Below are 23601 nucleotides of genomic sequence, written 5' to 3'. Positions count from 1 at the left end.
GGCCCAAAGACAGCGATCCTTGGGCCATGGGAACTGAAGTGTTTGCGGTTTACTGGTTGCGGATCGGGATCGGCATCTCGTCGATGCTCAGCTCGCGTACCAGTTCCGGTACCGCCCATTCAACGCCGTCCTGCACGGTCAGCTTGAAGTGATACATGGTCTGCAACGCCTGATGATCCTCGGCGCGGAACTTCATGGTACCTTTGGGGGTTTCCCATTCCATGCCTTCCATGGCGGTGATCAGCGCTTCGGTATCGGTAGAACCTGCCTTGCGGATCGCTTCAACTGCGGCGATGCCTGCGGCCATGCCACCTGCGGTGAAGAAATCCGGAGGGCTGTCAAAACGCTCAAAATGGGTTTTGACCAGCCAGTCGTTTACCTCATTGTCGGGCAGCTCGTAGTAGTAATAGGTGCCGCCTTCCATGCCTTCATAGTCTTTGAAGCCCTTGAGCGCTGCGAGGATATTGCCAACCCCGGCAAATTCGATGCCAAAGCGGCCCGGATCCATGGCGTGGATCTTGCCCAGCGGGTTGCCACCCCCGGCCCAGATCACAAACAGCTTTTTGTCGCCATCCAGATCCTTCATCGCATTAAAAATGCGCTCACCGGCAGCGGTGAAGTCGGTGGTATCGGTGGGGGCGTATTCCTCGTGGACGATCTCGATCCCCTGGGTTGCCAGCGCCTCGCGGAAGGCAGCAATGCCGTCGCGACCAAAGGCGTAGTCCTGCGCCAGGGTGGCAATCTTGACGTTGTCACCAGCCAGCGCGATGGCGCTGGAAACCGCATCCTGCGACGAGTTGCGCGAGGTGCGGAAGATATAGCGATTCCAGTTGGAGCCGGTGATGCTGTCGGCAACGGCGGGCTCAACAATCAGGATCTTCTCATATTCTTCGGCCACCGGCAGCATCGCCAGGGCGACGCCAGAGCTGACCGGACCAATCGCCAGGTCGACTTCGTCGTCTCCATAGGCCTCTTCCAGCAGCGCCTTGCCGTTTTCCGGTTTCAGCTGGGTGTCTTTTTCGATCATCACGATCGGCTCACCATTGATTTCCATGGTGCCGCCGGTGGCATATTCCAGCCCCAGCATCAGCCCGTCGTGGCTTTGTTTGGCATAGGCCTCAAACGGGCCGGTCTTGCCATAGATATGGGCAATCTTGATATCTGCGGCGGCGGCCGAAGCCAGTGCCAGCGCAGAGACCATTCCTGCAAGCAAAGTGCGTGTCATGTCGTTCCTCCCTGAGGGCGCGCCAATTTATAGTGGCTGGCGCAGTCTCGCTCCTGTGCCTTCAGGCTAACGGCGGCCTCACGTTTTGGTCAATTGCAGGGAAATACGTATGTCGCAGCTCTCCCGCAGCGAGAGGCTTACTTTGCCTCTCCCCCAGCTGCAAGGCGCCACGAGGGGAGAGGAGCGGGAAGGTCGTTCAGAGTGTGGCGGCGATTTCTGTGATGACCGCATGGGCCATCATCACGTCGGCTTCGGTGGTTTCAAACTGGCCCGCCTGAAAGCGGATCACCAGATCGCCGTCAACCCGTGTCTGGGTCAGATAGATGCGCCCGTCATCATTGATGGCATTGACCAGCCGCAGGTTCAGATCATCCAGATCCGCGGCGCCCTTGGGGGCATAGCGGAAGGTCCAGAGTGACCACATCGGTGGGGTCACAATTTCGAAATCAGGCTCTAATGCGAGGCTTTCATGCAGTTTATTGGACCAGTTGATGTGATTGCGCAGTCGCTGGCGCAGCCCTTCCAGACCATAGGTGCGGATCAGGAACCAGATCTTCAGCGCCCTAAAACGTCGGCCCAGGGGCACCGACCATTCCGAGTAATTGATGATCCCATCCTTGCCGTGGGTCTTCAGGTATTCCGGGCTGATAGCCAGGGTCTGCACCAGATCATCGGGGTTCTTCAGGAAATGCGCCGAGCAATCAAACTGCACGCCCAGCCATTTATGCGGGTTAAAGACGATGCTGTCGGCACGCTCGACGCCCGGCCAATAGTGGCGATACTCGGGGCAGATCATTGCCGATCCTGCCCAGGCGGCATCGATATGGCTGTAAAGCCCGTATTCTTCGGCGATTGTCAGGCATTCATCCACTGGATCCGTGGCGCCGGTCCCAGTGCCACCCACACAAAGGATCAACCCGGCGGGCTGCAACCCAGCCGCTTTGTCTGCTTCAATGGCGCTGCGCAGGGCCTCAGGGTCCATACCGCGCCAGGTGCCTTTGATCGGCACCCGCACCAGGTTTTGCTGGCCAATACCCGCAACCCAGATGGCGCGATCCACCGAGGTATGCACCTCTGCCGAGCAGTAGATCCGCAGTGGTTTCTGCGCAAACAATCCCTGTTGATTGCCCTGCCAGTTCAGCGCCTTTTCCCGCATGGTCAGTACCGCCGCCAGCGTCGCTGACGAAGCACTGTCTTGGATGACACCTTGGAACTCACTCGGCAGATCCAGCGCCTGACGTAGCCAGTCCATCATCCGGGTTTCCATCTCGGTTGCCGCCGGTGAGGTCTGCCAGAGCATACATTGCGGCGCGATGGCGGAGGTGAGGAACTCTGCCAGCACCGAGGGGGCGGCGGCATTGGAGGTGAAATAGGCAAAGAAACGCGGGTGCTGCCAATGGGTGATCCCTGGCATCACGATCTCTTCAAAATCGGCAAAAATCGCCTCCATGCCCTCGCCGCCCTCAGGCGGCGTGGCGGGCAGGGCGTTCAGCACATCGCCGGGTTCGGTATTGGCGCGCACTGGTTTGTCACCAACGGTCAGATGGTAGTCCTGTGCCCAATCCGCAATGCGGCGGCCCCAGCCTGAGAACTCATCCCATTTCATGTTTTTCTTCTCCTTGTCCCGTGCACCGCACGGGCAGCGCCCGACCCTCCCCAAGGGAGGACGCTTTCGCTTCCTCCCAGGGCCGGGCCCAGCCCTTATGTTTAGGGTGCAATGATCGGCTGTGCCTTCAGCGCGCTTTCCGTGGTGCTGGCCCCTTCAAAGGTCGAGCCGTGCTCAAACCAACTGCGCGGTGCGGGCTCCCCCCAGAGGGTCTGGCGCTGCGGGTCTTTGAGCGACCATTTGATTGCTTCGAGGTCGGGATCGACGGTCTGGTAATCCGAGCAATAGATCTCGATCCGATGGCCGTCGGGGTCCAGCACATAAAGGAAAAAGGCGTTTGAGATACCATGGCGTCCGGGGCCGCGCTCGATATTGGCGACATATCCGGTGGTGGACATCAGATCGAGCAGATCAATGATATTGAGCGGCGTCGGCACCCAAAAAGCAGAGTGATGCAGGCGGGGGCCTGTGCCATTGGTAAAGGCCACATCATGCACGCCGCCCTTGCGGTGCATCCAGGCGGCCCAGACCCTGCCGCTTTCGTCATCTTCGGTGTATTCCGTCACCCGGAAACCGATCTCGTTGTAGAAGGCGACTGAGGCATCCACATCCGCGGAGAACATGTTGAAATGGTCGATGCGCAGCGGTTTTACCCCGTTATAGAGCCTATATTGCTGATGGATTGGCTCCAGCCGCTCCATCTTGACATAGAATTCCAACGGGATGCCCCAAGGGTCACGGGTGCGCAGGCAGCGGCCCATATGGGGGCGCTCGACCCACTCGACCGGCAGCCCCTTTGCGGCAAAGAAATCGGCGGCCTTGTCCAGATCGGGATCGTCATAGAGTTTGAAACCCAACACGCCAACCTCGGCCTTTTCGGCCTGGACCAGCACAATGCAATGATGGCCGCGTTCCTCCATGGCACGCAGATAGATGCGGCTCTCATCCTCTTGGGTGACCTGCAGCCCCAGGGTGTCGACATAGAAGTGGCGCGATGCTGCCAGGTCGGTGACGCGATATTCTACATGGGAGAGCCGGACGATATTGAAAGGTGGATAGAGCACCGGGGCGGGAACGGGCATGGGCAGGCTCCTTGCAGAGGGGGCAAGGCCCCGAGGGTTCCATTTGTTGTTAACATGTGTAGCTTTTTGTGTGAAGCCTGTCAAATACTGAAAAATCGCGTCTGCAATTGCCTTTGGACAGGAATATGGGTGATATACGGGATATGAAAAACAGATTGCCTTCGACCGCCCGCTCTTTGCCAATTGCCCTGCTCCGTGCGCGCGAGCGAGTCATGGGACCGATCCGCAAGCTGTTGAGCGATGTGGATCTGACCGAACAGCAATGGCGGGTTCTGCGGGTGGTGCAGGAAGGCGACGGGATTGATCCCACCGAGATTGCCGATCAGGCCTGTCTCTTGCTACCCAGCCTGACCCGCATTTTGCAAAAGCTGGATGAAAAAGCGCTGATCAGCCGCGAACGCGACAAGGTGGACCGGCGTCGCCAGATCGTCCGTATCACGGATGCGGGGGAAAAGATCATCGAGGCCAATATTGCCGCCAGTATCGCCATCGTCACCCGCACCCGTGAGAAAATGGGACATGAGCGCTATGAGGCGCTGTTGGATCTGCTGAACGAGCTGGACGAAATCGAGCTCTAGCCTTTAGGACGTGCCGGTTCGGCGCAGAAAGACCTGCACATCCGCCACATTGGTACCGGTGCCGCCACAGGTCAGCAGGGCATCTGCGGCTTTGAGCGCGGCGTAGCTGTCGTTATTGGCAAGCAGGGTCTCGGGGTCTGCACCTGCTTTGGCAATATCGGCCCAGGTCCGCGGCGTGGCAATGCCGCCGGCTGCATCGGTGGGGCCATCCCGGCCATCGGTCCCGCCCGACAGAAACAGCCAGTCGCCGCTCAGCTCTGTCGCACCGCGTTGGGCCATGCGCAGGGCCAGTTCCTGATTGCGCCCACCGCGCCCGGTTCCCTGCAAGCGGACGGTGGTCTCGCCGCCAAAGATCAGCGCCAAAGGTTGATCCGCCGGAGCATCTTTGACTGCCTGCAGGATGTCCTCCACCGCCTCCGCCACATCGCCAATCAGATGGTCGCTGACCAGCTCTGGCTGCCAGCCCAGGGCACGGGCCTGATCGATCATTGCGGCTAAACTGTGCCGGTTAGAGCCTATTAGGGTGTTCTGCACCTTGGGCAGAGAGACAGCACTGGAGTAGGATGTCAGGTGGGTCTGGACCGATGCGGGCAGACCCTCCCAGATCCCGGCCCTTTGCAAGAGGCTGCGTGCCGCCGCCGGGTCACCCAAAGCCGATACCGTCGGCCCTGAGGCAATGGCGCGCAGATCATCGCCAATAACATCCGACAGGATATAGGCCTGCACCGGTGCTGGCGCTGCATGGCGTAGCAGGCCGCCGCCTTTCAGTTCCGAGAGTTGTTGGCGTACCAGGTTCATCTCTTGGATTTCTAGCCCGGAGGCCAGCAGCGCCTTGCCCACCTGTGCCTTATCCGCAAGGGTAAGGCCAGCGGCCGGGGTCACCATCAGTGCCGAACCGCCGCCAGAGACCAGGACCGTGACCCGGTCCTGCGCGGAGGTCTGTGACAGGAAGTCAATCACCGCAACGCCCGCATCCGCACTGGCCTGGTCCGGCACCGGGTGTGACCCGGCCAGAACCTGCACCCCGGCAAGCTCTGTCAGGTTTTCAGGGTTGGTGATGGCCAGCGCCTGACGGGGGGCGGGGACATGGCGCAGCATCTCGCGCATCATCGGCACGGCGGCCTTGCCCAGGGCAAGGATGTAATGTCCCCCGCTCGCCTCGGGCGTTTGCAAAGGAGCAGTCTGCAGCGCCTGTCGCAACGCCGTTTCAGGATTGGCGCGGGCCACGGCGGCTGTGAATAGGGCTGTGGCATCTTGCAAAAGAGGGATCATCCGGGGCTCCGCTTTGCAGGTGTTCAGGGGCAGGCCCTGTTCATGTTATCGCTAAACTGCCGCGGTTGTGCCTGACGCCCGGGTGCGAGGTCAAGGGGGCAGCGGCAAAGGGCGCAAGGAGGCAGAGGGCTAGGCCCCCGGCCTGTCGCGCCTTTGTTCGCGTGGCCCTTCGGATGTGACAGAATAGAGCGACAGGCTGTGATCCGCATTGCGCATCCGGTGGCGCAGCATCTGCCGGGTGAGCCGGGTAAGATCCAACTGATATGCTCTGTTTAGAGCCACATTTTCCATCTCACCCGCGCCCTGACGGTCAAACAGAAGCGGCGGCAGATCAGCCGCAAATTCCACTAGGGTAAAGCGTGTGTCGCGCAGGATGGCGAGGCTTGATTCAGAGGTGGCGGTGCCCAGCATCTGTTGCCAGATGGTCGGCACCTCAGGGTCGCCAAAGTCGAGTTCCGAATAGGAGTACTGCCGCCAGCCCGCCGGGGTCTCGCCATGCAACAGCGGCAGCAGTGAGGCGCCATCCAGGGCATTGGGGATCTCTTGCCCGACCCAGTCCAGAATGGTGGGGGTGAGGTCGATAGATTCGGTGATCTCCTGCACCACCGATCCAGCGCGGGTCTCATTGCCGGGCATGCGGATAATCAGCGGAGTTTTATAGGCGGCATCATAGACCGAGAACTTGCCCCAGCTGTGGCGGTCCCCGAGCATCTCGCCGTGATCCGCACTCAGCACCAGCAGAGTGTTGTCCTCCTGGCCGCTGTCCTTGAGGAATTGCACAACCCGGCCAATGTGGGCGTCGACCTCGCTTGCCAGCCCCAGATAGAGCGCCCGCAGGGTTTGAATGTTGTCATCGCTGGGTTCCAGATCCGGAAAACCCAGCACAGCCGAGGCCGGGCTATAGGCCTGGGTTGTGGGGGCAAAGAAGGGGTGCATTTCGCATTCCGCTTCTGCGGTGTCATGGCGCGAGGGCAGAGGCAGAGCGGCGGGGTCATACATGCTGTTGTAGGGGGCAGGCGCGACCAGCGGCGGGTGCGGGCGAATATAGGTGAGATGGGCAAACCAGCTTTGATCAGTATAGGCGGGCAGCGTGGCCAAAAATCGATCGGTCAAAAAGGCGGTGTCGCTGTCCTCGGCCCTGTAGGGAGCGGGATCGTTCAGTTTGGCCTTGCCGCCAGTGGGTGAGACCGGTTGGTGCAGGTCCCAGTAGTCGTCGAACCTATAGCCCTTGTTTAGTAGATCGGCACGCCATGGATAGGACATTTCCAACCGCATCTCCAACATCTCCTGAAAGCCATCCATATGCTGTTCATAGGTGCGAATGGCCGGATCATTGGGGTGATGCATCCGTGGGTCACGCGAGGTGTCGGTATAGCCAAAGAGCATCGGCACATAGCCAGCCTTGCGCATTTCACCGGGCAGGGTGGGGATGTCATGACGCAATGGGGTGCCGTTGCGCACCGAGCGGTGATTCATCGCATATTGCCCGGTCAGGATCGAGGCGCGTGAGGGGCCGCAGGGGTTCACCACCGTGTAGTTCTGCTCAAATGTCACCGCCTCGGCCATCAGTGCACGCAGATTCGGCAGGGCGACGTGTTGTGCCAGGGCGCCGCTCAGACAGTCTGCCCGCAGCTGGTCAATCAGAATGAACAATACGTTCTTTTGCTGGGCCGCATCTTTGCTCATGTGCTGAATTCCTTTGACAGATCTGGTGCCTCGTTTGGCACAGATAAGCCTGTCACTCACGATTTGGGAAGAGGCATTTCCACCTCGTTTGACCGAAATTGACCGCTTTGTTGGCAATTTGTGGATTGTGACTTGCGTTGTGGGCGCTAACGCGGCAGTTTGGGCGATGTTTTCTGTCATGTTGTGGAGTTTTGCCCGATGTCCAAGCCTGCACCGCCCTCTCACCGTGAGGTCGAATTGCTTGAGACCCTGCGGCGTCTTGGCGGATCGGGGCGCAGTGCTGAACTGGCTTTGATGCTGGATGTCTCAGAGGAAACCGTGCGCCGCACCATCAAGGCACTGGCCAAGGCCGGATCGGTGGAGCGGGTACGCGGTGGGGCCTACCTTGTCGGACCGCGCAGCTCTGGTGAAACAGGCCCTAGTTTTTTCCGGCGCATGGGCGAAAACCCGGATGAGAAAGCCCAGATTGCAGCAGCGGTTTTACCAAGGAGTGAGGATGGCATGACGGTGTTCCTCGATGTGGGCTCCACCACCTCCTTTGTGGCCGAGGCGCTGCGGCAACGCCGTAATCTGACGGTGGTGACAAATTCGATCGGGGTGGCGCAGCTACTGGCCAATCACAATGGCAACAGGCTGCACCTGCTGGGCGGTGAAATGTGCAGTGATGATCGCGGCACCTTTGGCCCGGTGGCCGAGGCGCAGGCGGCGCGGTTTGCCTTTGATGTGGTGGTCCTGTCTGCCGATGCGCTGTCGCCCAAATATGGATTGCTGTTCCACAATGCAGCCGAGGCAGAGCTGACGCTCGCTGTCACCGCCGCTGCTGAGCAGGTCATCGTGGTGACCACCCATTCCAAATTCACCGAAAGCGCCCCGCATCGCGGTCCGGCACCGCAGCAACTGAGCCTCCTGGTCAGCGACCGGGAGCCGGGAAAGAAGCTGGCGCGGGCCTTGACGGACTGGGGAGTCGCTTTTGCCCTAGCCACCCCAACAGCCGAGGAGGCATGACATGGCCATTCTGACCTTTCTCATCAGCCTCGCTGGGGCCACCATGTTTCTGCTCTTTGCGGTGCGCATGGTGCGCACTGGTATTGAGCGCAGCTATGGGGCCTCGTTTCAGCGCCTGTTGACGGGTACCGGCAGCCAGTTGCAGGCCAGTGGTGTCGGGCTGGGACTGGCGCTAGTGTTGCAAAGCTCGGCGGCGGTGACGCTGCTGGTCACGGGGTTTGCCTCTGGTGGCTATCTCGCCTTTCCCACTGGTCTGGCCATTGTGCTGGGCGGGGATCTGGGCTCGGCGCTGATCATTCAGATCCTGTCCTTCAGGCTGGACTGGCTGGTGCCGGTGCTTTTGGCCGTGGGGGGCTATCTCTTTGTCAAAACGGAGGGCAAGAAAACCCGCCAAGCCGGGCGAATCTTGCTGGGGGTGGCCTTTATCCTGATCTCGCTGCGGTTCCTGCGCGAGGCAATGGACCCGATCCGTGACAGCGCCTTTTTGCCCGCGGTAGCAGGCTATCTGGCGCGGGACTATATCACCGCCTTTCTGGTGGGGGCGGGGCTTGCCTTTGTGATGCATTCCTCGGTGGCGGCCATTTTGATGTGTGTGACCCTGGTGCAGATCGGTGCGATCCCCTTTGAAGCGGGGTTGTCGCTGGTGCTGGGGGCCAATTTTGGCTCTGGCTTCATCCCCGTTTGGTTGAGCCGGGGTATGAGCCAAAGCGCTCGGCGCATACCCTATGCGAACCTCGGGCTGCGCGGCAGCTGGGCACTGGCTTGCCTGTTGGTGATCAATTCTGGCCTTGGGGCTGAGCTATTGTCCGGGGTACAGGGCCTTGCTGCAGAAGGGCAAATGCTGGTCTATGTGCATCTGGCTTTTAACGGCTCACTCTTGGTCCTGGCTTTGCCGATCTGTGCGCGGATCGAGCCGCTGATGCAGCGTTTGATGACTGACCCTCCTGCACCTGAGCCGGGTCTGGCGGGTAGGCCGGTGAGCGCGCTGGAGCCCGGCGTCTACGGTCCCCCGGCGCAGGTTCTGGCGAATCTCAAGCGAGAGCTGCTCAGGATGAGCGATCTGGTCGAGACCATGTTCCGCCCATTGGCTGATCTCTACCAAACTGGCGACGCGGCGCAGATCAAGGCGCTGCAGGCGCTGGATCCAGAGGTGAATAGCTGCTTGTCAGGCATTCGCTCTTATGTGGCGGATATCCCGGCAGAAGGGTTCACCCACGGCGAGTTGAAACAGGCCCGCGAGATGATGGAATATGCTATTCGGCTGGAAACTGCTGGTGATGTGGCCGCACGGCGATTGGCGGTGCTGGCGGCGCGATTGAACAAAAGCAACCTGCGGTTCTCCAGCGAGGGCTGGACGGAGATCCTGCATATGCATGAGGCGATCATGGCCAATCTGCGGCTGGCCTCGAATGTGCTTATCTCCAATGATCTGGAAAGCGCTCGGCTGCTCAATTCGGAAAAGACAGAGCTGAAACGGATGGAGCGCGACAGCCGCAAGCGCCACCTGAAGCGGTTGCAAAACAACAAGCGTCACAGCTTTGACACTTCGGATATTCATCTGGAGACCCTGCGGGCGCTGCGCGAGTTCAACAGCCATGTGGCAGCGGTTTCCTATCCTTTGCTCTATCAGAATGGCCAGTTGCTGGAGACCAGATTGATCGAAGATATGGAAGCCAGCTGATCCAAAAACAGGCTCTAACTATGTTGTTTACCGCCAAAACTGAAAGGTCTTCCACAATATGACGCCCTTTGTTGTCGCCGTTATCCTGTCTGCGGCCATGCTGCATGCGGTCTGGAATGCCATTGTCAAAACCGCTGCGGATCGCACCACCACCCTGGGTCTGGTGGCGCTGGGTCATGTGATTCCGGGGGGCGTCATGGTTGCCTATCTGCCACTGCCCGAGCTGGAAAGCCTGGGCTATGTGGCGCTGTCGACGGTGATCCATTTTGGCTATTTCTATATGTTGGGGCAGGCCTACAAACATGGCGATCTGAGCGCCGTCTACCCGATTGCGCGCGGCATCGTACCGGCGCTGGTGGCGCTTTGGGCGATGGTCTTTGCGGGCGAGTTCCTGCCTCTGCAGGCCTGGCTGGGCATTGCGCTGATCGGGCTGGGCATCCAGCTGAGCAGCTGGCGGGCGCTGCGCTCTGGGGTGGGGCGCACGGCGCTTTATTATGCGCTGGGCACCGGGGTTTGCATCTCACTTTATTCGCTGGTGGATGGGCTGGGGGTGCGCCTGTCGGGCAATACACTCAGCTATTGGGCCTGGGGGGCCTTTGGACATCTGTTTGTTGCCGGATTTGTGGCGCTGCGCCGACGGCGGGTGCTGGCACAGATCCCGGCCCGCAGCTGGCTGATCGGAATTGCCGGTGGTTTTGTCTCGATGTCGGCCTATGGCTTGGTGCTCTTTGCCAAGAATTTTGCACCGCTTGGGGCGGTCTCGGCCCTGCGCGAAACCTCGGTGATTTTTGCAGCCCTCATCGGCTTTGTCTTTTTAAATGAGGGCAACTCGATGCGCCGTCTTGGAGCTGCCGTTGTCATGGCTCTGGGTGTTGCTTTGATTGGTCTTTCGGTCTGATTGCTGGGCCTGGACTAGGGGCCTGATGGTCTGAAAGGCCGGGCGGTTTGGGTGCGCGATTGGTGGGCGTTTTGCCTCTGCGTGTAATCTTGTTTCCGGGTTATCGTTGACGGAGAGGGTCAAGGGGCGCAAACTCCTGTTACACCACCACCTTATTCTCCCACAAATGAGGAGAATCGAGTGGTGCTGCTCAAAACTGGAGCCATGTTTTACAATGCTGCGGCATTTTGGCCTTATCAGTTTTTGAAACTGTCACTGTTTGTTGGGCGCAATGCCCCGCACTCTTTTGAGACTAAAAACAATAATAAACGACACCAACAAACCCAACTGGGAGAAACTTGAATATGACTACCAAATCTAGTGTCACGCGCCGGACCCTGCTGAAAAGCGCCGGTGCGGCTGCTCTTGCGGCGCCGCTGTATTCCAAGAGCGCACTGGCGTCTTCGGGTGAAATCAACATTCTGATGTGGTCGGACTACCTGCCACCAGCCTTCATCGAAGGTTTTGAAGCCAAGACCGGCATCAAGGTGAACTACACCGGTATCGGCTCCAACGAGGAAATCATCAACAAGATGAAGGCCACCAAGGGCCAGGGCTTTGACATTGTCTCGCCCACCAATAACCGTTCGCTGCAGTGGGGACCGCTGGAGCTGCTGAAGCCTTTCGACATGAACAAAGTCAACATCGACGCGGTGAACCCGGCGATGGCCAAGATCGGTACCTCTGCCTGGAATTTTGAAGGTGCCGGCGTACATTGGCTGCCACATATCTGGGGCACCGAAGGTATTGCTTACCGTACCGACAAATGGCTGCCATCGGGGGATGCACCTTCATATGGGGACGTCTGGTCGGAAGAAAACGCTGGTAAAACCATGGGTCGTGCTCACTCGATGATGCTGGGTGCCGGTCTGTATATGGAAGCCTCTGGCGAAATGGATCAGGGTTCTGTCTGGGCCGCCTATGGTGACGAAGACACCATGCGCGAAGTCTGGGGCAAGATCACCGATTGGTGCATGGCGCGCAAAGACCGCATCAAGCTGATCTGGAACGATGCCGATACGCAGAAAAACGGCCTGCTGAACGAAGGCGTTGTTGTTGGTCAGACCTGGGATGGCCCACCGCTGGCTCTGAAAGCCGCTGGCGAGCCTGTGCATTATCAAGCCCCTGTTGAGGGTGCGATGGCCTGGGTTGACGGTATGTCGATGCCGGTTGGCGCCAAAAACGAAGAGCAGGTCTATGCTTTTGTTGACTATGCCTTCCAGCAGGAGCCCGCAGGTAAGGCGATCGACAGCCATGGCTATAACTCGCCGGTTCTGGGCGCGGATACTCACTCCGGTGACGTCTACAAGAAGAACTTTGCCGAGGCCTACCCTGGCGACAGCCTGGCCAACCTGAACCCATGGCCTGCGGAAGCACCCTGGTATGCGGAAGTGCGGACCGAGTTCGTCAACAAGTTCAAAAGCGCCTGATCGATCAGGGCAACAAACTGGTCCCCAATTGGTTTTGGGGGCCAGTCCCGCGCCATGCCGCGATGTATGGCGCGTTTTAACAACATCAGAATGAACAGAGCAGCCTGTTTGCGCCGGGGGTATTCTCCACCGGGCAGAAAAGGTGCGAGCTGAGGAGAGACCACATGAGTGCTGGGGTCGGCGTAGATCTTGAAAACCTCTGGATCCGCTTTGGAGATTTTGTCGCCGTGCGCGACGCAAATGTGCATATCAAGGGGGGCGATTTCTTTTCCTTCCTTGGTCCTTCGGGCTGCGGCAAGACCACGATCTTGCGCGCCGTGTCCGGGTTTCTGGACCCCAGCGAAGGTCAGGTCCTGATTGGCGGGAATGATATGAAGGGCATCGGCCCGAACAAACGTCCCACCGCGCTGATCTTTCAGAACCTGGCGCTGTTTCCGCTGATGAAGGTCTGGGAAAACATCACCTTCTCGATGGAGATCAAGGGTGCCTCGGCCAAGGAGCGTCGCAAGCGCGCCGATGAGCTGCTGGATATGATCGCGCTGCCGGGGCAGGGCGACAAGCTGCCCTCTGAGCTATCCGGTGGTCAGCGTCAGCGGGTTGCCATTGCCCGCGCGCTTTGTGCCGAACCCGATGTTTTGCTGCTGGATGAGCCGCTTTCGGCGCTGGATCTGAAACTGCGCCAGCACATGCGCACCGAGCTGCGCGAAATTCAGCAGCGGGTGGGCATTACCTTTATCTATATCACCCACGACCAGGGTGAGGCCCTGACCATGTCGGATAATATCGCGGTGATGCGCGCCGGGGTGATCGACCAGATCGGCGATGGCAAGACCATCTACAACGATCCGTCAACCGCCTTTGCCGCCTCCTTTGTTGGTGAAAACAATGTTTTCCGCGGCACCGTGAAGCAGGTGAATGGCGATACTGCGATGATCTCGACCAATCGTTCGGGCGATCTGCTGGCGCGGATCTCTTCGGCCAACCAAGGCAAGATGAAACCGGGCGATGACGCCATGATGTTCATCCGCCCCGAGGCCTTTGCCCTGGCTCCGGTCGGCACCCAAGGCGATCACTTTGTCACCGCCACCGTCACCAATGAGGAATTTGAGGGCAATACCTTCAACATCTTCATGGAGGGCGAGGGCGGCAAGGAAATGAAGGTCTCCTTGCCCAACCTCGGCCAGTCATTTGACAGCCACAAGGGTGAGCCGATGACCCTGCAATATGATGTCCAGAACGCTGTGGCCCTGCCCGCTGGCGATCTGGCCACCGAATAGGAGGTGTGGCAATGCCTCGTTTCCTGAAAGAATTCTTTGACCGCAACGGCCTGGGCATCGGCTCGCTGATGCTGGGGCTGGTGCTGTTCTGGACCATCGGTCTGATCATCCTGCCGCAGCTGTCGATGCTGGATTTCTCCTTCCGCCCCAACCTGCCACCACCTGAGATCGGCGGGCCAAAAGACGTCTACACGATGGAGAATTACAAATATCTGGTCTTTGGCCCCGAAGGCGGCAGCCAGGACTATAACGCGGTTGATCTCAAGGTGTTTTACCGCACCCTGATCGCGGCGGTTTTTGTCACCATCTTCAACCTGATCCTATGCTACCCGATCGCCTATTACCTGGCCCAGACCAAGGGCAATCACATCCGTATCTTTGCGCTGATGCTGATCATTCCCTACTGGATCAACGAGATCCTGCGGGCCTTTGCGCTGCGCATCATCTTTGGTGAAACCGGGGTGCTGAACAACCTGCTGGTGGCAGCGGGGATCTTTGACACGCCCTTTGACTTTGTCCGCAACGACATCGCGCTTTATGCGGGTCTGGGCTATGCCTATATCCTGTTGATGATCTTCCCGATCTACAATGTCATCGAAAGCCTGGATCGCAATCAGATCGAGGCGGCGCGTGACATGGGGGCCAGCTGGCCAATGATTCATCGCCGGGTGGTCATTCCCTATGCCAAACCGGGGATCAGCTCTGGCTGTACCATGGTGTTCATGCTGTCCGCTGGGGCACTGGCGGCACCGCAGATCCTGGGCGGGCCTTCGTCGCTTTGGTTTACTCAGCTGATCTATCAGCAATTCAACGACAACTCTGACTGGCCACAGGGCGCGGCCTATGCTGTGGTGCTGCTGGTGACCTGTATCCTCTTGGTGCTGGCGGTGATGCGTCTGTTCAAGGTGAACATGGGGGATATCGGCAAATGAAGAACCTCTCATTTATGCGCCTGAGCATCTGGATCTATTTGGCGGTCTTCTTTGCCTATCTGCTTGGGCCTCTGGTGATCATGTCGATCACCGCCTTCAACTCGCCAGAGTTTCCGCGGGCGACGCCCTGGGAATGCCTGACCTTTGAATGGTTCTCGGCGCTGTTTCAGGATGAGCGGATCCTGAACGGGATCAAGAACTCCATTCTGGTGGGCGCTGGCACTGTTGTCTTGTCGGTGGCGATGGGTCTAGCTGGGGCGCTGATGCTGACCCAGATCTGGCCCAAACTGCGGGCGACCTATTACACCATCATCATTGCACCGATCCTGGTGCCGGGTGTGGTCATTGGTATCTCGACACTGGTGTTCTGGGACCGGATCAACCGGATGGTTGGACTGGGGGCAGACAGTTTCCTGTCCAACGGCTTGTTCCTGACGGTTATTGGTCAGTCGACCTTTATCGCCAGCTACTGCATGCTGGTGCTGGTGGCGCGTCTGCAGCGCTATGACATCGCGCTGACCGAGGCGGCACTGGATCTTGGTGCCTCTCATGCGCAGGCCTTCCGCAAGGTGCTCTTGCCCTTCATGAAGCCCGCCATCGCCTCTGCTGCGGTGCTGGCCTTCCTGGCGAGCTTTGAGAACTACAACACCACCACCTTCACCTTTGGCGAATACCCAACCCTGACGATCGAGTTGGCACAAAAGGTCCGCTACGGCATCACCCCGGCGATTTCGGCTCTGGCCTTTATCATCGTGTTGCTCACGGTCTTTGCTGCTCTGTTCAACGAGGCCAATATCCGCCGCAAAGAACTGGTGGCCGAGGCCCGCAAGGAGGCCACGGTGGAAGAGCTGAGCTCAGGCCAGTTCAAACTGCCAGGGTTCCTCAGCTCCAACTGGGCGGCTGTTGCCTTGGTGATTGTGGCCTGTGCGACGGTGACCGTGGTTGGCACAGCGAGTGTCTATAGTCCGCAGCAATGTATCGCAGATGTTCAGGAGCAAAAGCGCCTGGAGACAGAGCTGCGCATTCAGGAGTTGCAGCGCCAGCGTGAGCTGCGCCGTCAGCAGCAAGAGGCAGAGCAGGGCAGCACGACCACCCCGGCCCAGTCTCAGCCTGCGGATAACAACTCTGGCTTTGGTGGCGTCTTTGCCCCCAGCACGCTGAGTGGAGACGAAGCAGAGACTGAAGCCGAAGACGAGGGTAACAACTCTGGTTTTGGCGGTGTCTTTGCGCCCAGCAGCCTGAACAGTGAAGAGGAGAGTGAGGGCGCGGGCAACTGATCCTGCACAGCCTCTGATTACAAGAAAAACCCCGCCCTGCAGAAATGCCGGGCGGGGTTTGCTATTGCAGATGCTTTGTTGATCTAGGCCTTCAGAGGTTTGGAAAACAAAAGACCCGGTGCATCCTCCGCCAGGGGGGCACCAGAGAGCCGCGCCATGTGCCAGGCCAGCGCCTGATTGCTGCTGACCACCGGTTTGCCCAGGCGCTGCTCCAGATCCGCAATGATATCCAGCGTGCGCAGATTGGTACAGCTGAGGAACACCGCCTCGACCTCTGGGTTTGATCCGACCTCCAGCGCTGCCGCATGGATCGACGCGGGATCTATCCGCGCCACATTGGCTTCGACCTCTTCACCAAAGGAGACCATGGCCGGAACCCCATAGCCCGCAGCCTCAAACGTGCGCTGCATGGGGCCGGAAACAGTGTCTATATAGGGTGAAACCAGCCCGATTGTGGAGATTTCAAGCGCTGCAAAAGCTGCTAATGTGGCGCTGAGCGGTTGGGCAACATGGCGGGTGTTCACCGCGCCCTGAACCAATTCGCGTACTCGGTCCACACCGATCAGCGTGGTGCCGGAGGTGCAGCCATAGGCCACCGCGTCGAACTCGGCAGCCTGCGGCAGGAGGGCGGCAGCTGCAGGCAGGTCACGCCCCATCTGGGCAATGGTATCGGGCGTGAGTTCCGCCCCCGAGGGAATACGGTTGACGTAGAGTGCCACATCCCGCGCCACAAAGAGGCGGCGGAAATCCTGCTCGATGGTTTCGTCCACCTGCAGGGCAATCAGGCCAAGCGTGGCCGCAGAGCCGATGGGACCGGTCAGGCTATAGGGGAAATGGCTCATGCCTCGGGCTCCTTGCGAGGTTAAAACTGCCGCGACCTTTGCCGACAATGCGCAGTTCCGCAAGGGGCAAGCTGCGAGGCCTGGTCTCAGGTCCGCGTATTGGCAGCCGCAGCAGAGTCTGGGCCGACCGCATCTCGACAACTTTACAGTTACGTCACAGTTTTGCCCTCACCTGCCTTGTCTTCACCGCAGTTGGGCCGAGTCGTTAACGCTTTCTTATGTCAGGACTAGCGAATTGAAGCGGATTCCCGGCAAGGCCCCTCCTTGGCCCAACGCCGTATCCGCAGGTTAGGGACAGGGTCGTCATGGCTGTTTTGGACAATGCTATCTGGTTGACTGGGATCAATGGTACTGCCGCGAGCGGTAATACAACCCTGTCTGAGGATGGCCATAGCACCACCGTCACCGGCACATTCACTGAAAAAGCCTGGGATGCCAGCCAGTCGGGCTATGCGGTGTCCGATTTTGGCGCCTTTGGCATCAGCGAACCAATCACGGCGCGGTTTGATTTCTCCAACCCGGTTGCCGATCTGTCCTTTGATCTGCAGCATGTAAATTCTTCCGGCAGCAGCTATGACGACAAATTCACCCTGCGCCTCCTGGATGCCTCTGGCACCCTGATCCCGGCTGCCGAGGTAATTGCGGGCCTGACGGGTCTGACCCATCAGAGCGTGACCATCAATCCGGATGGCTCTGTCACGATCGAGGCTGAGGGCAGCTCGGCTGATACTATCGGCGTCAGCTTGGTGGGGCCGATCTCGGAACTTTCTGTCACCTATGATAATGGCAGCGATGCTGCGCTGTCGGGGGGCGCCGGGATCTCGGATCTCAGTTTCACCATCCCGCCGGCGCTCAACTACATCGTCGAAGGAACCGGTGGCGATGATCTGATTGACGTCGACTACCTGGGCGACCCCGAAGGGGACCGGGTTGATAACAGCGACGCGCTGGATGGATCGCAGGATGATGTGATCGAGGCCGGTGACGGCAATGACACAGTGCTCGCGGGCGATGGCAATGATTCAATCGAGGCCGGGGATGGTGACGATTATGTTGAGGGCGGCGAAGGGGATGACACCCTGCGCGGTGGCTGGGGCGACGACACGCTCTACGGAGGCGATGGCAACGACCAGCTGGAAGGGCTTTATGGCAACGACCTGATCTATGCGGGCGCCGGCGATGACCATGTCTTTGGCCGTGATCAGGATGATCTGATCTATGGCGAAGAGGGCAACGATACCCTGATCGGCAGCATGGGCACCGATACGGTCTGGGGCGGTGAGGGCAATGACCTTCTGGCCGGCAGCCAGGGCAATGATGAAATCCACGGTGGGGCTGGCAATGACCTCGCCTTTATTGGCGTCCATGAGGGCTCGGATAGTATCTACCTGGATGAGGGCAATGACATCCTCGATGGTGGCTCAGCCGGGTCTTCCTTTTATGGCGAGGGCGGCAGTGGCGATGACCGCATGAACAGCGGCGTTGGAGATGACACTCTGTTTGGCGACAGTGGCCGCGACACGCTGCACGGCGGCAGCGGTGGTGATGCGCTGGACGGGGGCAGCGGCGCCGACAGTATCAAGGGCGGCAGTGGCAATGATACGCTGACGGGCGGCACCGGGGCCGATACCCTGTCAGGTGGCGATGACCGCGACCTGTTTCATGGCGGCGCGGGCGATAGCGTTGATGGCGGCGAAGGCGGCGATGACCACGACGTGCTCGACCTGCGCGGAATGGGGCGCAGCCGGGTCACCTATGACCCCGATGATGGCGAGGCCGGCACGGTCGATTTCCTCGATGCTGATGGCACTGTCACCGGCACGCTGACCTTTGAAAACATCGAAGAGGTGATCGAAGAAACCGTGGCCTGTTTCACCCCCGGTGCGATGATTCTGACGCCGCAGGGCGAGGTCGCGGTGGAAGAGATCGTGGTGGGGGATCAGGTGATGACCCTGGATCACGGCGCCCAAACCGTGCGCTGGATTGGCACGCGGGAGCTACAGGCCGCAGATTTGGCGGCACGGTCTGCTTTTAACCCTGTGCGAATTGTAGCGGGTGCCCTGGGCGAGGGGCTGCCGGAGCAGGATCTGCTGGTATCGCCGCAGCATAGAATGCTGCTGAGCAGCGCCCATGCGGAAATGCTGTTTGGCGAGCCAGAGGTGCTGGCCGCCGCAGTCAATCTGGTGAACGAGCGTAGCGTGCAGCGCGCCTACCCGCAGGCGGTCACCTATATCCACCTGATGTTTGACCGCCACGAAATCATCCGCGCCAATGGCGCCTGGACCGAAAGCTTCCAACCCGGTGATCTCACCTTGTCCGGCATGGGGGTTGCACAGCGGGAAGAGCTGCTGGCCCTGTTTCCTGAGGCAGAGATTGCAGCGCAGGGCTTTGCTGCTGCTCGGCCTGCACTGAAAGCCTTTGAGACGGAAATCTTGCTGGAGATGGCCGCGGGCACAGGCGGGTTTTAGGGGCAGCCTCTAGGATATGCGCAAGAAACGGGTCGTCTGTAAAACCGCGCTGATCTAGGACAGGGGGACTGTTTCAAGGAGCCCCCCATGGCCGCACCCTCTTCGCCTGCAATTGATCTTTCCTCAGGCCTGCTTTTGGCAGCTCTGGCGATTGTCTGGGGGGGATCGTTCTTTTTCGCCGAAATCGCCCTGCGTGAGCTGCCGCCTCTGACCATCACCCTGTTTCGCGTGGCGCTGGCGCTGCCTGTGTTGTTTCTGGTGGTGCGGCTCAAAGGTATTGCGATCCCGCGCGGTGCCAAGATCTGGAGGGCCTACCTTGGGATGGGAGCGCTGAACAATGCCATTCCCTTTTCGCTGATCTTCTGGGGGCAGACCCAGATCGAAAGCGGGTTGGCCTCGATCCTCAATGGCACAACTGCAATGTTTGGCGCGGTGGTGGCGGGGCTGCTATTGAAGGATGAGCCCCTGACGCCGCAGAAACTGATTGGGGCTGGTCTAGGCTTTCTTGGCGTGGCTGTAATCATGGGGCCTGCGGCGCTGACCTCGCTGGATCCGCGAAATCTGGCGCAGCTGGCGGTGCTGGCAGCGGCCTTTTCCTATGCGCTGGCCAGCGTCTGGGGGAAACTGTTCCTCGGCGGGCAACCGCCCTTGATGAATGCGCTGGGGATGGTGACCGGCAGTACGGTGCTGATGCTGCCGCTGGTGCTCTATGTAGAGGGCCTGCCGCGCTTTGATCTCTCCATTGACGTCTGGGGCGCCCTGATCGGCATTGCCGTGCTGTCGACCGCGCTGGCCTATCTGATGTATTTTGAGATCCTGCGTCGTGCCGGTTCGGCCAATCTGATGCTGGTGACCCTGCTGATCCCGCCAGTGGCTGTTGCCCTCGGGGCAGGGTTCCTGGGCGAGCAGCTGGGCACGGAGGCCTTTATCGGCTTTGTGATCATCGGGCTGGGATTGGTCGTGACCGATGGCCGCTTGCCCAGAATGCTGCTGGGCAAGCGGCAGGCTTGATTTTGGGTCAGGCGGCGGGGTTCACCGCATCGGGGTGAGCCTTGGCAAAGGCCGGATGTGCGGCGCAGGCTGTCTCAACAGCAGTGATGCGTGGCATGTCCGAAAATTCAGCCCCCCAGCGCCGCGCGTTGTACAGCTGCGGCATCAGGCAGATATCCGCCAGACCTGGCGTATCGCCAGTGCAATAGGGGCTCTGGTCATAGCCCGCCAATAGGGCCTCAAAGGCCTGAAGCCCGGGACGGATGAAATGCACCATCCAATTGCCCGGCATGCCCTCGGCGCCACCGGACATCTGGGTCGCGTGTTTGGCCACCTGTAGGTTGCAGACCGGGTGCAGATCCACCGCAATGGCATGGGCCAGAGCCTGAGCCTGAACCCGCGCGGCAGGGTCCTTTGGTAACAGGTCGAGATCGCGGGTCTGATCCAGATAGTCCAGAATGGCCAGGGACTGGGTCATGCGCAGCCCGTCGATATCAAGCACCGGCACAAACCCCTGCGGATTGCGGGCCAGATGTTCGGGGCTTTTGTGTTCGCCTTTGACCAGATCAATGCTGATGGACTGGTAGTCGATGCCAGCCAGATTAAGCGCAATGCGCAGGCGGTAGCTGGCGGAGGAACGCCAATAGTCGAAGAGAACGGTGTCGTGCATCACTGATCTTTCCTGAGATAAGGGTCTAACATGGGGAAAATGGGCAACCGAAGCCTCTCCGGTTGCCCATTTGCTGTCAATTCATTTGCCGGCGTGCGGGCCCGATATCAGACGTCGCTCAGCTCTTTGGCATGCAGCCAATCGGCATGTTTGGGGGCTTTCTTGGTCTTGGACCATTCTTCCAGCATCTCCCATTTCACCGCGTCAAGCTTCTCCAGCAGCGCCTCTTCTTTGGGATCGGGGCAGGCCAGCTCGACCCGGTGACCGTTGGGATCAAAGAAGTAGATCGAGTGGAAGATTGAGTGGTCGGTCACACCCAGAACCTCGACGCCATTGGCCTCCAGGTGGTCTTTGAATTCGATCAGGGTCTCGCGGTCCTTCACCTTGAAGGCGATGTGCTGCACCCAGATCGGGGTGTTGGGATCACGGCCCATTTCCGGCTTTGTTGGCAGCTCAAAAAACGCCAGCACGTTGCCGTTGCCCGCATCCATGAAGATATGCATGTAGGGATCGGGCTCATGGGTCGATGGCACGTGATCCTCGGCGATCGCCAGGACAAAATCCATCTTGAGCATCTGGTTGTACCACTCGACGGTCTGTTTGGCGTCTTTGCAGCGATAGGCGACGTGGTGAATTTGTTCGATTTTCACGAGGGGTCCTCCTCTTTGGTGAGCGCGGCAGCAGCCAGCGCCTGTTTCAGGATCGCGCGGTCTCCGATGTGGTTGGCCAGCACCAAGAGCAGACGGGCGTTGAACGCATCGCTGTCTGCCTTGTCGCGGCCTTCATGAGCGGCCAGAAGATCTGCATAGAAATCATCGGCGCCGTTGATATTCGGGTTCAGGATCAAGGTATCGGGCATCTGGCTTACTCCTTACCCACGGCGCGGCGGATCGCTGCGCGGAACTGGTTGTCATCATAAGAGGCACGGCGGGCGGCGACATGCTGATCCGGGCGGATCAGATAGACGCCGCTGTCATGGCTGCCCAGATACCGCTCCTTCAAAGCCAGGGTCTTGTCGTCCTTGACCGAGAGCGCCAGCCGTTTGACGGTGATACCGGCCTCTTCGATCTCATCCGGTGCATCAGCATCAATGGTCAGCAGGATGAATGTATTGCCCAGCTTGGGCAGCAGGAAGTCATCCCCCAAAGGTGCATCGGGGCAGGAAGAGCCGGGACGGCTGCGTGCCGGACCGTCCATCAGCGCATCAGCTGAGTTCAGGGTTGAGCCATCATAGGTACAGGGCACCGACAGGCGGCCTGAGTTCACCAGAGGCCGGGCAAATTCATGATGCTCGCTCAGGTCCAGAACCGCGTCGCGCAACAGACGGGACATTTCCGATTTTGGCGTGATGAAATCGGTGGAACGGCTGGAATTGAGGATATTCTCATCAGCGCCGTGAACGCGTTCCTGGTCGTAGCTGTCGAGCAGGCTTTCGGGGGCCTTGCCCTCCATCACCAGTTTCAGCTTCCAGATCAGGTTGTCGGTGTCCTGCAGGCCCGAGTTGGCCCCCCGGGCACCAAAGGGCGAGACCTGATGCGCGGCATCGCCGGCGAACAACACGCGACCGTGGCGGAATTTCTCCATTCGGCGGCACTGGAAGGTGTAGATCGAGACCCATTCCAGCTCAAACTCCACCTCATCGCCCAGCATTGCCTTGAGGCGCGGGATGACGTTTTCGGGGCGTTTCTCGCGCTCCTTGTCGATGTCCCAACCCAGCTGCAAGTCAATGCGCCAGACCCCATCGGGCTGTTTGTGCAGCAGGGCAGACTGGCCCTTGTTGAAGGGCGGATCAAACCAGAACCAACGCTCGGTCGGGAAGTCGGCCTCCATGATCACATCGGCAATCAGGAAGTTGTCTTCAAAGACGCGGCCTACAAAATCCAGCCCCAGCATGCGCCGGGTGGGGGATCCAGCACCGTCACAGGCGATCATCCAATCTGCCTCGAGGTTATAGGAGCCTTCTGGCGTGTCGATATCCAGCGTCACGTGATCGGGATGGGTGCCAATGGCCGAAACCTTGTTGCGTCCGCGGATCTCGATCGGGGCGCCCTGTTCCTGCAGCTCGTGCACCCGATTGACCAGATATTCTTCAAAATAATACTGCTGCAGATTAATAAAGGCGGGACGCTGGTGGCCTTCTTCCGGCAGCAGGTTGAAGTCATAGACCTGGCGGTCATCAAAGAAGACCTTGCCCTTGTTCCACAGCACGCCCTTGTCGACCATGGGCTGGCCACAGCCCAGACGGTCAAGGATTTCCAGTGGTCTCTTGGCAAAGCAGATGGCGCGGGAGCCAAAGCTCACCTTATCGTTTTCATCAAGGATCACCACCTCGACGCCTTCCTGCGCCAGCTCAATGCCAGCCGCGAGGCCAATAGGGCCTGCGCCAATTACCACCACCTTTCGGCGCACGGGCGTTCCGGCATCCTGATCCTCATGACGGGCATAAGGATACATCGGGACTTCAAAGATCTTGTTCATCTGGTCTCCTCCCAAAGGGGGTGCCAACCGGAGGTCCTGATCGGCACAGCTTCTCTGTTTCCCGGCAAGCGCGACCTGCCGGGAGGATGTTCACATCGTTTCATATGTTTTGCTGGGGCGGCACGATCTGGATCAAGGCGCCCCGGGTTTGTGACCGGCTGGGTT

At 59.5% G+C, this 23601-nt stretch carries 21 protein-coding genes; 11 read left to right on the top strand and 10 right to left on the bottom strand.

From position 1 onward, the window contains the following. Positions 1-49: 49 nt before the first annotated feature. From ED661_RS01240 to hpaD, 3 genes are all read right to left on the bottom strand, one after another. Positions 50-1225, bottom strand: a complete 1176-nt coding sequence (locus tag ED661_RS01240; protein ID WP_122072134.1) for a substrate-binding domain-containing protein — start codon at positions 1223-1225, stop codon at positions 50-52. 196 nt (positions 1226-1421) lie between these two features. Next, positions 1422-2831: a pyridoxal-dependent decarboxylase gene (locus ED661_RS01235; protein ID WP_122072133.1), complete on the bottom strand. Its 1410-nt coding sequence runs from the start codon at positions 2829-2831 to the stop codon at positions 1422-1424. Positions 2832-2932: 101 nt separating this feature from the next. Then, positions 2933-3913 carry a 3,4-dihydroxyphenylacetate 2,3-dioxygenase gene (gene hpaD / locus ED661_RS01230; RefSeq protein WP_122072132.1) on the bottom strand — a complete coding sequence of 327 codons (981 nt, stop codon included), beginning with the start codon at positions 3911-3913 and terminating at the stop codon, positions 2933-2935. 143 nt (positions 3914-4056) lie between these two features. Between hpaD and hpaR the strand changes: the two genes are divergently transcribed. Next, positions 4057-4491, top strand: coding sequence for a homoprotocatechuate degradation operon regulator HpaR (gene hpaR, locus ED661_RS01225; protein ID WP_122072259.1), 435 nt, complete (start codon positions 4057-4059; stop codon positions 4489-4491). A gap of 3 nt (positions 4492-4494) precedes the next feature. On the opposite strand, the gene ED661_RS01220 is transcribed toward hpaR, so the two are convergent. Beyond that, complete coding sequence (locus ED661_RS01220) at positions 4495-5763, bottom strand: glycerate kinase (RefSeq protein ID WP_122072131.1); 1269 nt, start codon at positions 5761-5763, stop codon at positions 4495-4497. 129 nt (positions 5764-5892) lie between these two features. Next, positions 5893-7449 (bottom strand): sulfatase-like hydrolase/transferase, encoded by a 1557-nt coding sequence (locus ED661_RS01215; protein WP_122072130.1) that lies wholly within the window; start codon positions 7447-7449, stop codon positions 5893-5895. Between the two features lie 198 nt (positions 7450-7647). Between ED661_RS01215 and ED661_RS01210 the strand changes: the two genes are divergently transcribed. The 8 genes from ED661_RS01210 to ED661_RS01180 all read left to right on the top strand — a co-directional run bounded on the left by ED661_RS01210 (position 7648) and on the right by ED661_RS01180 (position 15988). Then, positions 7648-8454: a DeoR/GlpR family DNA-binding transcription regulator gene (locus tag ED661_RS01210; protein ID WP_122072129.1), complete on the top strand. Its 807-nt coding sequence runs from the start codon at positions 7648-7650 to the stop codon at positions 8452-8454. 1 nt (position 8455) lies between these two features. Beyond that, on the top strand, positions 8456-10135 hold the full coding sequence (locus ED661_RS01205; RefSeq protein WP_122072128.1) for a Na/Pi cotransporter family protein: 1680 nt from the start codon (positions 8456-8458) through the stop codon (positions 10133-10135). A gap of 58 nt (positions 10136-10193) precedes the next feature. Then, positions 10194-11033, top strand: coding sequence for an EamA family transporter (locus ED661_RS01200; protein ID WP_122072127.1), 840 nt, complete (start codon positions 10194-10196; stop codon positions 11031-11033). Positions 11034-11213: 180 nt separating this feature from the next. Then, positions 11214-11375, top strand: coding sequence for a hypothetical protein (locus ED661_RS21785; protein ID WP_162929994.1), 162 nt, complete (start codon positions 11214-11216; stop codon positions 11373-11375). A 2-nt stretch (positions 11376-11377) separates the two neighbouring features. Then, a complete protein-coding gene (locus ED661_RS01195) occupies positions 11378-12502 on the top strand; it encodes an extracellular solute-binding protein (RefSeq protein ID WP_122072126.1) in 1125 nt (374 codons plus the stop codon). Between the two features lie 164 nt (positions 12503-12666). After that, positions 12667-13779 carry an ABC transporter ATP-binding protein gene (locus ED661_RS01190; RefSeq protein WP_122072125.1) on the top strand — a complete coding sequence of 371 codons (1113 nt, stop codon included), beginning with the start codon at positions 12667-12669 and terminating at the stop codon, positions 13777-13779. An 11-nt stretch (positions 13780-13790) separates the two neighbouring features. Beyond that, positions 13791-14711, top strand: coding sequence for an ABC transporter permease (locus tag ED661_RS01185; protein WP_122072124.1), 921 nt, complete (start codon positions 13791-13793; stop codon positions 14709-14711). Further along, the gene (locus ED661_RS01180; RefSeq protein WP_122072123.1) at positions 14708-15988 is read left to right on the top strand and encodes an ABC transporter permease; all 1281 of its coding nucleotides are present in this window, start codon (positions 14708-14710) and stop codon (positions 15986-15988) included. The genes ED661_RS01185 and ED661_RS01180 overlap by 4 nt, the downstream gene beginning before the upstream one ends. 83 nt (positions 15989-16071) lie before the next feature. Here the strand turns inward: ED661_RS01180 and ED661_RS01175 are convergent, their stop codons facing one another. Further along, positions 16072-16830, bottom strand: coding sequence for an aspartate/glutamate racemase family protein (locus ED661_RS01175; protein WP_122072122.1), 759 nt, complete (start codon positions 16828-16830; stop codon positions 16072-16074). 305 nt (positions 16831-17135) lie between these two features. Here ED661_RS01175 and ED661_RS01170 point away from each other — a divergent pair, with 305 nt between their 5' ends. Together ED661_RS01170 and ED661_RS01165 are read left to right on the top strand one after the other, a co-directional pair. Continuing rightward, a complete protein-coding gene (locus ED661_RS01170; protein ID WP_122072121.1) occupies positions 17136-19298 on the top strand; it encodes a Hint domain-containing protein in 2163 nt (720 codons plus the stop codon). A gap of 87 nt (positions 19299-19385) precedes the next feature. Next, the gene (locus ED661_RS01165; RefSeq protein ID WP_122072120.1) at positions 19386-20309 is read left to right on the top strand and encodes a DMT family transporter; all 924 of its coding nucleotides are present in this window, start codon (positions 19386-19388) and stop codon (positions 20307-20309) included. A 7-nt stretch (positions 20310-20316) separates the two neighbouring features. Here the strand turns inward: ED661_RS01165 and maiA are convergent, their stop codons facing one another. From maiA to ED661_RS01145, 4 genes are all read right to left on the bottom strand, one after another. Then, on the bottom strand, positions 20317-20958 hold the full coding sequence (gene maiA / locus ED661_RS01160; protein WP_122072119.1) for a maleylacetoacetate isomerase: 642 nt from the start codon (positions 20956-20958) through the stop codon (positions 20317-20319). Between the two features lie 107 nt (positions 20959-21065). Continuing rightward, positions 21066-21608 carry a VOC family protein gene (locus tag ED661_RS01155; RefSeq protein ID WP_054460068.1) on the bottom strand — a complete coding sequence of 181 codons (543 nt, stop codon included), beginning with the start codon at positions 21606-21608 and terminating at the stop codon, positions 21066-21068. Next, positions 21605-21817 (bottom strand): DUF2783 domain-containing protein, encoded by a 213-nt coding sequence (locus ED661_RS01150; RefSeq protein ID WP_122072118.1) that lies wholly within the window; start codon positions 21815-21817, stop codon positions 21605-21607. The genes ED661_RS01155 and ED661_RS01150 overlap by 4 nt, the downstream gene beginning before the upstream one ends. A 5-nt stretch (positions 21818-21822) precedes the next feature. After that, positions 21823-23436 (bottom strand): FAD-dependent oxidoreductase, encoded by a 1614-nt coding sequence (locus ED661_RS01145; protein ID WP_122072117.1) that lies wholly within the window; start codon positions 23434-23436, stop codon positions 21823-21825. Positions 23437-23601: the final 165 nt, after the last annotated feature.

It is taken from the genome of Pseudophaeobacter sp. EL27, assembly GCF_900313025.1.
In the GTDB taxonomy this organism is placed as follows: Bacteria; Pseudomonadota; Alphaproteobacteria; order Rhodobacterales; family Rhodobacteraceae; genus Pseudophaeobacter.
This window is presented reverse-complemented; position numbering and strand designations above follow the sequence as displayed.